At 47.0% G+C, this 10,374-nt stretch carries 4 protein-coding genes, 2 tRNA genes and 3 rRNA genes; 7 read left to right on the top strand and 2 right to left on the bottom strand.

Features of this window, described 5'->3' with window-relative positions; all coding sequences use genetic code 11:
* Positions 1–110: 110 nt before the first annotated feature.
* The 7 genes from G580_RS10345 (at position 111) to G580_RS10340 (ending at position 8,698) form a co-directional block, all read left to right on the top strand.
* Positions 111–1,151, top strand: coding sequence for a GGDEF domain-containing response regulator (locus tag G580_RS10345; protein ID WP_051173212.1), 1,041 nt, complete (start codon positions 111–113; stop codon positions 1,149–1,151).
* Positions 1,152–1,610: 459 nt separating this feature from the next.
* Positions 1,611–3,184, top strand: a 16S ribosomal RNA gene (locus G580_RS0106730).
* 81 nt (positions 3,185–3,265) lie between these two features.
* Positions 3,266–3,341, top strand: a tRNA-Ile gene (locus G580_RS0106725).
* Positions 3,342–3,377: 36 nt separating this feature from the next.
* Positions 3,378–3,453: transfer RNA gene (locus G580_RS0106720), tRNA-Ala, on the top strand.
* A gap of 80 nt (positions 3,454–3,533) precedes the next feature.
* A 23S ribosomal RNA gene (locus G580_RS0106715) occupies positions 3,534–6,559 on the top strand.
* A 61-nt stretch (positions 6,560–6,620) separates the two neighbouring features.
* A 5S ribosomal RNA gene (gene rrf / locus G580_RS0106710) occupies positions 6,621–6,737 on the top strand.
* The 16S, 23S and 5S rRNA genes sit together here with 2 tRNA genes alongside, the layout of an rRNA operon.
* A gap of 89 nt (positions 6,738–6,826) precedes the next feature.
* Entirely contained in the window at positions 6,827–8,698 is a 1,872-nt protein-coding gene (locus tag G580_RS10340) for a penicillin-binding protein 1A (RefSeq protein ID WP_051173210.1), read from the top strand.
* Here the strand turns inward: G580_RS10340 and G580_RS11065 are convergent.
* Together G580_RS11065 and ccsB are read right to left on the bottom strand one after the other, a co-directional pair.
* Entirely contained in the window at positions 8,684–9,397 is a 714-nt protein-coding gene (locus tag G580_RS11065; protein ID WP_051173208.1) for a CBS and ACT domain-containing protein, read from the bottom strand. The genes G580_RS10340 and G580_RS11065 overlap by 15 nt on opposite strands.
* Before the next feature lie 18 nt (positions 9,398–9,415).
* Positions 9,416–10,321 (bottom strand): c-type cytochrome biogenesis protein CcsB, encoded by a 906-nt coding sequence (ccsB, locus tag G580_RS0106690; RefSeq protein WP_083960831.1) that lies wholly within the window; start codon positions 10,319–10,321, stop codon positions 9,416–9,418.
* Between the last annotated feature and the right edge of the window lie 53 nt (positions 10,322–10,374).

The raw sequence follows: 10,374 nt of genomic DNA, 5'->3' as shown, positions 1-10,374 counted from the left end.
GGTTTTATGTTATCATTAATTTAAAAAATATTAAAAATTTTTATTATGCCTCTAAAATATTTTATTAAAAGACACAATTTATATTCTACTCCCGCGAGGCTATCGATTTTTTGCTGTCTAATAAGGTCCCTACGATAGTTTTAACCGCTTCATATGACGAAAACTTAAGAGAGGCTATTCTGGATAAAGGTGTAGTAGACTATTTAGTAAAAGGAACACCAAACGTTACCGAACAATTGACCCTTAGTATAAAAAGGGCTTTTAAAAATTCTCAGACTAAAGTTTTAGTGGTAGAAGACATGCCTGTTGATAGAAAGATTATCGAAAACATTTTAAAAAATATGCTTTTTCAGGTTGTAGAGGCCTCAAGCCTCAGGGAAGCTCAGAAAATACTTAGGGAAGACCCTCAAATTAAACTGTTGATACTTGATTATTATTTTCCTGAAGAAGATACCTTGGAGTTTCTTTACGAGATTAGGAGGGTTTATTCTAAAAGTGCGTTAGGAATTATCGTCGTTTCAGGCATAGTAAAAACCAAAATGATACCTGTTTTACTAAAGGCAGGAGCTAATGATTTTTTGAGAAAACCTTTTAGTCAAGAAGAATTCATGGTAAGAGTTCACAACACCTTGGACCTCATAGAGTTAATACAAGAACTTGAGTTTTTAGCCTATCATGACCCGCTTACAGGGCTTTATAACAGACGATATTTTATGGAAGAAGCCCCTAAATTTCTAAGTATAGCCAAAAGAAAAAACTTAAACCTGGCTTGTTTGTTGATAGACATAGACAACTTTAAACAAATCAACGATACTTACGGTCATGAAGTAGGAGATTTAGTATTAAAAGATTTGGCTGAAAAACTAAAAGAAACCTTTAGAAGAGAAGAAGACATAGTAGCCAGGTTTGGTGGGGAAGAATTCGTAGTCTTGCTCCTTTATTCAGACAAAAGAGCTTTTATAGAATTTATAGAGTATTTTAGGGAAAAAATTGCCTCAACTCATTTAAATCTACAGGGTCAAAACATCAGTTATACCATTTCTATCGGAGGGTCACTTGAGCTTAAAAGCAGTTTAAGAGAGATGCTTATCATCGCAGACAACAATCTTTATAAAGCTAAAAAACAAGGTAAAAATTGTGTAGTCGTCTAATCTTGATGCCATGTAATTTAAAAATATAAATTTTTTGAATAAGGGGTTGACAACCCAAAAATTTAGGGTATGCTTTTTATCAAGCTTAAAGTTGTTCTTTGTTAAAATAGATAAGAAAAAATTAAAAATAAAATTTGAAAAAGCCTCTTGACAATTTACAGGGCTGTGTTAAATTTAGTTTTTGTGTTAAGTTGTTCTTTGTTAAAGATTAAGAGTAGGAGTTGTTGTTTAAGGGTTACTTAGGCCTCTTGACAAAAAGACGGGTTATGTTATAATAAGTTTTGTCTTTTGAAAATTTCTTTTTTTAAAGCTCTTGACAAATTTAAAAGTTGTTCTATTTTTTTATTAAAAGTGTTCTTTGAAAATTGAATAGCGTTCGCAAGGGCTCCGCAATTCCTTTTTAAATTACATTGAAGGTTGCGGCCAGCCTGTTGATTGGCAGGTAGGCCAGGATAAATTTTCCCTGAGGGTTTGATCCTGGCTCAGGGCGAACGCTAGCGGCGCGCTTAACCCATGCAAGTCGTGCGGGAAAGGGCTTCGGCCCTAGTACCGCGGCAGACGAGTGAGTAACACGTGAGTAACCTGTCCTCGGGTCTGGGATAACTATCCGAAAGGGTAGACAATACCGGATAAAGTCACCGGACGCAAGTTCGGTGATGAAAGGGGGCCTCTGCATAGCAAGCTCCTGCCTGAGGAGGGGCTCGCGGCCCATCAGCTAGTTGGTGAGGTAACGGCTCACCAAGGCTACGACGGGTAGCCGGCCTGAGAGGGTGGTCGGCCACGCGGGCACTGAGACACGGGCCCGACTCCTACGGGAGGCAGCAGGGGGGAATCTTGGGCAATGGGCGAAAGCCTGACCCAGCGACGCCGCGTGGGGGAAGAAGGCCTTCGGGTCGTAAACCCCTGTTCTGGAGGAAGAACTTCAGATAGGTGAACAACCTATCTGAACTGACGGTACTTCAGGAGAAAGCCACGGCTAACTGCGTGCCAGCAGCCGCGGTAATACGCAGGTGGCGAGCGTTGCCCGGAATCACTGGGCGTAAAGGGTGCGTAGGCGGCTGGACAAGTCATAGGTTAAAGCCCGGAGCTCAACTCCGGAAAGGCCTATGATACTGTCTGGCTTGAGGGCCGGAGAGGCTGGCGGAATTCCCGGTGTAGGGGTGAAATCCGTAGATATCGGGAGGAACACCGGTGGGGAAGCCTGCCAGCTGGACGGATCCTGACGCTGAGGCACGAAAGCGTGGGGAGCAAACCGGATTAGATACCCGGGTAGTCCACGCCGTAAACGATGGGCGCTAGGTGTGGGGGTTAAAACCTCTGTGCCGTAGCTAACGCGTTAAGCGCCCCGCCTGGGGAGTACGGCCGCAAGGCTGAAACTCAAAGGAATTGACGGGGGCCCGCACAAGCGGTGGAGCACGTGGTTTAATTCGATGCAAAGCGAAGAACCTTACCTGGGTTTGACATGCTAGGGTTGTACCCTGGTGGAAACACTGGGGGAGCGTAGGGTTTATCTCTACGCGCTCTAGCACAGGTGCTGCATGGCTGTCGTCAGCTCGTGTCGTGAGATGTTGGGTTAAGTCCCGCAACGAGCGCAACCCCTGCCCTTAGTTGCCATCGGTTCGGCCGGGCACTCTAAGGGGACTGCCGGGGATAACCCGGAGGAAGGAGGGGATGACGTCAAGTCCTCATGGCCCTTATGCCCAGGGCTACACACGTGCTACAATGGGGGGTACAGAGGGTTGCGAACCTGCAAGGGGGAGCTAATCCCAGAAAGCCCTCCTCAGTTCGGATCGGGGTCTGCAACTCGACCCCGTGAAGCCGGAATCGCTAGTAATGGCGGATCAGCATGCCGCCGTGAATGCGTTCCCGGGCCTTGTACACACCGCCCGTCACACCACGGAAGCTGGCTCCACCCGAAGTCGTTACCCTAACCAGGCTCTGTCTGGAGGGGGACGCCTACGGTGGGGCTGGTGACTGGGGTGAAGTCGTAACAAGGTACCCCTACCGGAAGGTGGGGGTGGATCACCTCCTTTCTAAGGAGAATTAAGGAGTGCCTTGCGGACGCTATTCTATATAAATTTTAGATCTTTGAAAAAGATTGGTGAGCGGATTGCGGGCCTATAGCTCAGCTCAGGTTAGAGCGCACGCCTGATAAGCGTGAGGTCGGAGGTTCGAATCCTCCTAGGCCCATTCTCTTGGTTGGAGGATGGGTTTAGGAGGAAGCGTGGGGGTGTAGCTCAGTTGGGAGAGCGCCGGCTTTGCAAGCCGGAGGTCGACGGTTCGAATCCGTTCACCTCCACCACTTACTGACAAGTGGTGGAAAGATTAGATCTTTGACAAGTGAATATGGGTATCCTTTGGCATCTTTAAGCTGGTTCCTGTAGTCAAGCTACTAAGGGCTAGCGGTGGATGCCTTGGGTGCGGGAGGCGATGAAGGGCGTGGCAAGCTGCGATAAGCTCCGGGGAGCCGCAAACAGGCGTTGATCCGGAGATGCCCGAATGGGGAAACCCGGCTGGGGTAATACCCAGTCATCCATGGGTTAAGAGCTCATGGAGGCGACACCGGGGGAAGTGAAACATCTCAGTACCCCGAGGAAAAGAAATCAACCGAGATTCCCTGAGTAGCGGCGAGCGAAAAGGGAGGAGCCTAAACCAGACAGGTGTAAAAGCTCGTGGGCGTTGCCTGTCTGGGGTCGTGGGACTACACCGGAGAGAGCCACGACTCTCTCGGGGAGTTACAAAACTACCTTCTTAGCCGAAGGCGCCTGGAATGGCCTGCCATAGAGGGTGAAAGCCCCGTAGGCGAAAAGGAGGTAGTCTCCCTGGGTGTAGATCCCGAGTAGCACGGGACACGTGGAATCCCGTGTGAATCAGGGGGGACCACCCTCCAAGGCTAAATACTACCCGCACACCGATAGTGCACTAGTACCGTGAGGGAAAGGTGAAAAGAACCCCGGGAGGGGAGTGAAATAGAACCTGAAACCGCTAGCCTACAAGCAGTCGGAGGGAAGGAGTAATCCTTCCTGACGGCGTGCCTTTTGCATAATGAGCCCGGGAGTTGTCGTCAGTGGCGAGGCTAAGCCGTTGAGGCGGAGCCGTAGCGAAAGCGAGTCCGAATAGGGCGTTCAGTCGCTGGCGGCAGACCCGAATCGGGACGATCTACCCATGGCCAGGGTGAAGGTGGGCTAATCCCCACTGGAGGCCCGAACCGGTGGAGGGTTAAAACTCCTCGGATGAGCTGTGGGTAGGAGTGAAAAGCTAATCGAGTCCCGTGATAGCTGGTTCTCCCCGAAATGCATTGAGGTGCAGCCTCAAGTGATCGCTGCCGGGGGTAGAGCACTGTTTGGGCTAGGGGGCTTACCAGCCTACCAAACCCAGGCAAACTCCGAATACCGGCAAGCGTAACTTGGGAGTGAGTCTTAGGGCGCTAACGTCCTAGGACGAGAGGGCAAGAACCCAGATCGCCAGCTAAGGCCCCTAAGTCCTGGCTAAGTGGGAAAGGATGTGCCTCTGCTTTGACACCCAGGATGTTGGCTTAGAAGCAGCCATCATTTAAAGAGTGCGTAATAGCTCACTGGGCGAGCGGGGGTGCGCCGAAAATTACTCGGGGCTTAAGCCAGGCGCCGAAGCTGCGGGCTGAAAGGTTTTGCGCCTTTCAGCGGTAGGGGAGCACTCCAGTTGCCGATGAAGGTAGCTCGTAAGGGCTGCTGGAGGTTCTGGAGGAGAGAATCCGGGCACGAGTAGCGATAAGGAGGGTGAGAATCCCTCCCGCCGTAAGCCCAAGGTTTCCTGGGGAAGGGTCGTCCGCCCAGGGTTAGCCGGCCCCTAACCTGAGGCCGAAAGGCGTAGGGGATGGGAAGAGGGGTTAATATTCTCCCGCCACCAGGGTGGAGGTCAAGGGGTGACGCAGAAGGGAAGGGCTCCGGGGCTGTATGGTTGGCCCTCCAAACCTTTAGCCCGATGATGGACCGAGGTAAATCCCGGTTCGGAGGGTGAGGGGGAGTAAGTAACCGAGAGCTACGGCTCTCGGGAAGGAGCTCGGACCACGCTGCCAAGAAATAACCTCGTGGCCGTTGAAGCTCTGGTGACCGTACCGCAAACCGACACAGGTGGGCGGGCAGTAATCTGCCAAGGCGCGTGGGGCAACCCTGGCTAAGGAACTCGGCAAATTGGCCCCGTAACTTCGGGAGAAGGGGTGCCCGCGTTAGGTGTAGACCCTTGCGGTTGAAGCCGAGGCGGGTTGCAGGGAAACGGCGGTGGCGACTGTTTACCAAAAACACAGGGCTCTGCTAACTCGTAAGAGGACGTATAGGGCCCGACGCCTGCCCGGTGCTGGAAGGTGAAGGGGTGGGGTTAGCGGAAATTAATTCCGCGAAGCTCTGCCCTTAAGCCCCAGTAAACGGCGGCCGTAACTATAACGGTCCTAAGGTAGCGAAATTCCTTGTCGGGTAAGTTCCGACCTGCATGAATGGCGTAACGACTGCCGCGCTGTCTCGGCCAGGGGCCCAGCGAAACTGTAGTCTCGGCGAAGATGCCGAGTACCCGCGGTGGGACGGAAAGACCCCGTGGAGCTTTACTGCAGCTTGGCATTGAACCTTGGGGTAGGATGTGCAGGATAGGTGGGAGGCTGTGAAGCAGGGGCGCCAGCCCCTGTGGAGCCACCGGTGAGATACCACCCTTCCTGCCTCAGGGTTCTAACCTGCGGAAGAAAGCCTTCCGAGGGACAGTGCCTGGTGGGCAGTTTGACTGGGGCGGTCGCCTCCTAAAAAGTAACGGAGGCGCCCAAAGGTCCCCTCAGGTGGTATAGAAATCCACCGTTGAGTGTAAGGGCATAAGGGGGCTTGACTGCGAGGCCGATAGGCCGAGCAGGGGGGAAACCCGGGCCTAGTGACCCGGCGGTCCTGAGTGGAAGGGCCGTCGATCATCGGATAAAAGTTACCCCGGGGATAACAGGCTGATCGCTCCCAAGAGTTCACATCGACGGAGCGGTTTGGCACCTCGATGTCGGCTCATCCCATCCTGGGGCTGGAGAAGGTCCCAAGGGTCGGGCTGTTCGCCCGTTAAAGGGGTACGTGAGCTGGGTTCAGAACGTCGTGAGACAGTTCGGTCCCTATCCACCGCGGGCGTAGGAGGCTTGAGGGGATCTGCCCCTAGTACGAGAGGACCGGGGTGGACGCACCTCTGGTGTCCCGGTTGTTCCACCAGGAGCACAGCCGGGTAGCCATGTGCGGAAGGGATAACCGCTGAAAGCATCTAAGCGGGAAGCCCACCCCAAGATTAGGCCTCCCGTGGGTGGGGCAACCCACCCCCTGAAGGGCCCAGGGAGACTACCTGGTTGATAGGCCAGAGGTGGAAGCCCAGCAATGGGTGGAGCCTACTGGTACTAATCGCCCGTGCGGCTTGACTGCAGTACCAGCTTAAAAGTTTCAAAGGATACCCTATTCACTTGTTTTAAAATATTAAGGTTTCCCGGGTGCCTATACCGGAGGGGCCACACCCGTTCCCATTCCGAACACGGAAGTTAAGCCCTCCAGGGCCGATGGTACTGGGGAGTTACCTCCCTGGGAGAGTAGGTCGGTGCCCGGGATTTTTTTTATTTTTATACCTATTTATAATCCTAATAAAATCTTTAAAAAAGTTTTCAAAACCAAAAAATCAAGGTATAATAAACTTTTATGAATTCTCTTTTCAAGTTGATAGGTATCTTGGTTTTGTCGATCTTTCTTTTTTCCTCTATATTTTTAGCTGTTGGTTTTATTTATCTTAAGGTTAGTCTCCCCAGTATTTCTAAGCTTAAAAACTATAAACCAGAACAGACAAATCTGGTATATGATGTTCACGGAAATCTGGTAGGTTTTGTTGGTCCAGTAAGACGTATCTTTGTGCCTATAGATAAAATTCCTCCTCATGTAATACAGGCTTTCTTAGCTGCAGAAGATGCTAATTTTTATAAACATAAAGGGATAGATTTCTTGGGTCTGTTAAGGGCCCTTTACAAAAATATCGTTCATGGTAGGGTAGTTCAAGGTGGTAGCACCATTACCCAACAGGTGGTTAAATCCCTTGTTCTTTCTCCTGAAAGGACCCTTCGAAGAAAAATCAAAGAGATGTTTTTAGCCTGGCAAATTGAAAAACATCTAACTAAAGATCAGATTCTAACCATATATCTCAATCATATCTACTTAGGTGAGGGGGCTTATGGAGTAGAAGCTGCTGCACTTACTTATTTTAACAAACATGTCTGGGAGTTAGACTTAAACGAGGCAGCGGTTTTGGCTGGATTACCTGCTGCTCCTTCTAAATATAGCCCCCTTGAGAACTATAATCTTTCCTTGGCCAGAAGGAACTATGTGCTTAAAAGAATGGCAGAAGTAGGTTTTATTTCTCCTGAAAAAGCTCAATCTATTTCGTCTCAACCTATCCATTTAAACCCTAAAAACGTTAACATTCCTGTTTATGCGGCCTACTTTTTAGACGTGGTAAAAGAAGAACTGAAAAAATTATTCCCATCTGAGGTTTTAGATAAGGGTGGGCTGATAGTCTATACCACCCTTGATTTAGACTGGGAAAAAAAGGCATATGAAAACTTGATGAATATTGTTAGTCGTATGTTCGCTAACAGAGAGCCCCCAGAGGTAGCAGTGGTTTGTATGGAAAACAAAGACGGTGGAGTAAGGATTCTTATTGGAGGGAAAAATTATACGTTATCTCCTTATAACCGAGCTATCTTAGCTAAAAGACAGCCTGGGTCTGCGTTTAAGCCTTTTATCTGGGCTAAGGCTATCGAAGATCGAGTAGTCTCTCCAGAGGATGTAATTCCAGATGAACCTATAACCCTTCCTGGAGGAGATCAGGGTAAAGAATGGTCACCTGGCAATTATGATGGACAGTATTTAGGTCCTATAAGCTTAAGGGATGCCTTAGCCAAGTCAAGAAATGTTGTCTCCGTAAGACTTGCTTTGATGTTAGGAAGAGAAAAGATTTATGATATGGTTCAAAAGTTAGAGCTTAACATTCCTAAAGACTTAAATTATAGTATAGCCCTGGGTTCTTATGAATTAACCCCGATGGAACTAACCAGGAGCTTCACCATCTTTCCTAACTTGGGTCGTATGGTAAAGCCGAAGTTTATAGAGGAAGTGAGAGATAGTTTGTTTGCAAAAACTCCTATTTACAAGACTGACGTGGTAACTAAACCGGTAATCTCTCCTTATACTGCCTCTATAATGAATGACTTTTTACAGGCAGTAGTTCTTTATGGAACAGGAACTTGTGCAAGGGGGTTGGGTGTGCCGGTAGCTGGAAAAACCGGTACTACTCAGGAATATAAAGATGCCTGGTTTGTTGGTTTTACACCTACATATACTTGTGGGGTTTGGGTAGGATATGACGCAGGTAAAACCTTAGAAAGAGGAGAAACCGGAGGAAAGGTTGCCTGTCCTGTTTGGTTAAGCGTAATGAAAGGGACCAGTCATAAACCTCAAGGGTTCTTTTTATATACAGAGACCCAAAATCAAGAAAATACAGAAAATTTAGAAAATCAATAGTTCCTTTTCTTCTTTCAGTTTTTTGGGTATATCTCTTATATCATCCTTTTTAAACTCAGCTATTTCAAACTTAGCCCCAAGTTTTTCTAAAGCTTCCTTTATTTTAGCTTCTTCAACCGCTTGAAAACGTATAAATACTCTTTTTTTACAGATATCATCTATGCAAAACTCGTCTCTCCAGCAAAAGATGGTATAGATGGTTATTTGTAAGTTCTTAAAAATTTCTAAAATCTCAGGAAGTTGACAGGGTGAGCTTACATAAAGAGCTACATGATAAGGACTGAAGTAAGCTCCAGTTAGTTGAACAAAAAGTTTAAAGATATCTGTCTGAGTTATAATCCCTAAAACATAATTGTTTTCATTAACTACCGGAAGTCCAGAGATTTTGTTTTCAAGCATAAGGACAGAAGCTCTTTCTATGGTATCCTCTGGAGATACGGTGATAGGGTTTGGGGTCATGATGTCTTTTACTTTTAGGTTTAAGAAGAGGTCATATAATTCCTTTAAGTCAACACCTGCAAATTGAGGTGGTGTGGCTTCTTTTATGTCTGTTTGGGTAACAATCCCTAACAGTTTGCCTCCTCTGGTTATTGGTATTCTTCGTATTTGATGTTGCTTTAAAAGTTGGATAGCCCTGGTGATAGGTTCCTCTTCTTCTAAAGTAATCACATGTTCAGTCATCCAATTTTTTACTAACATCTTTAATCCCCTCCAGTTTTATGAGCCTGGAGTTGCATAGCTATGTAATCCTGATAATAAAAAGTTTACTCCAAAATAGGTAAAAAGTACAGAGGCAAATCCGATGATGTTTAACCAGGCAAGTTTTTTCCCACCCCAATCTTTAGAACCTTTCATTAGACGAAGATGGATGGCGCCTCCATAGATAAGCCAGGTGATAAAAGACCAGGTTTCCTTAGGGTCCCAGCTCCAGTAACTTCCCCAAGCTTGCTCCGCCCAAACAGATCCAGTGATAATACCTAAGGAAAGCCAAAAGAAACCAAAAAGCATCAGTCTATATATAAAATGTTCTAAGGAAACTTGCAAAGAGGCTGATAGAGTTTTATTAGCTCCGATGAGATAAAACAGGCTTAGACCAAAGGTAACGGCAAAAGCTCCATACCCCAAAAAACAAGTGATTACATGGGCTATCAACCAGTTGCTTTTTAAGGCTGGAAGAAGGGGTTTGATTTCAGCAGGGGCTTTAAGAGAGGCATAGGCCATGATAAGAGCAGTCAAGGTAAAAGTAATGCTCCCTAAAGCTTTCGAAGGAAATTTAAACTCCATAACAAGATAGATCAATGCAATACATAGTCCAAAAAAGACCAGAGATTCATAAAGGTTGGAAAGAGGAACATAGCCAAAACCAGCTTGATGAGTTTGATACCATCTAATAAAAAAAGCCGCGAGGTTTAAAAAAAGTCCAGCCCAACCAACGGTAGAACCTACAAATCCTCCTATATTCCATTTAAAAATCCAGTGGATAAAATAGATTAAAGCCGCAACAAAATAAACAAAAGTAGCTAAACTGAAAACTAAACTATTTTCCGGAAGTAAACTCCGGAAAAAAACTATATACAAAGTTATGGCTAACAGAAAACCAGAGATAACGTTTTTAAAAATCATCAAAAACCTCCTGAAAATATATAGCTTAAGTATACTTAAAAAAATAGAAAAAA

This window comes from Thermodesulfobacterium hveragerdense DSM 12571 (genome assembly GCF_000423845.1).
GTDB classification, from domain to species: domain Bacteria; phylum Desulfobacterota; class Thermodesulfobacteria; order Thermodesulfobacteriales; family Thermodesulfobacteriaceae; genus Thermodesulfobacterium; species Thermodesulfobacterium hveragerdense.
This window is presented reverse-complemented; position numbering and strand designations above follow the sequence as displayed.

Excerpts from the sequence above, each read along its gene's own strand:
- G580_RS11065 (WP_051173208.1), bottom strand. The coding sequence starts at position 9,397 with ATGTTAGTAAAAAATTGGATGACTGAACATGTGATTACTTTAGAAGAA.
- G580_RS10340 (WP_051173210.1), top strand. The coding sequence starts at position 6,827 with ATGAATTCTCTTTTCAAGTTGATAGGTATCTTGGTTTTGTCGATCTTT.
- ccsB (WP_083960831.1), bottom strand. The coding sequence starts at position 10,321 with ATGATTTTTAAAAACGTTATCTCTGGTTTTCTGTTAGCCATAACTTTG.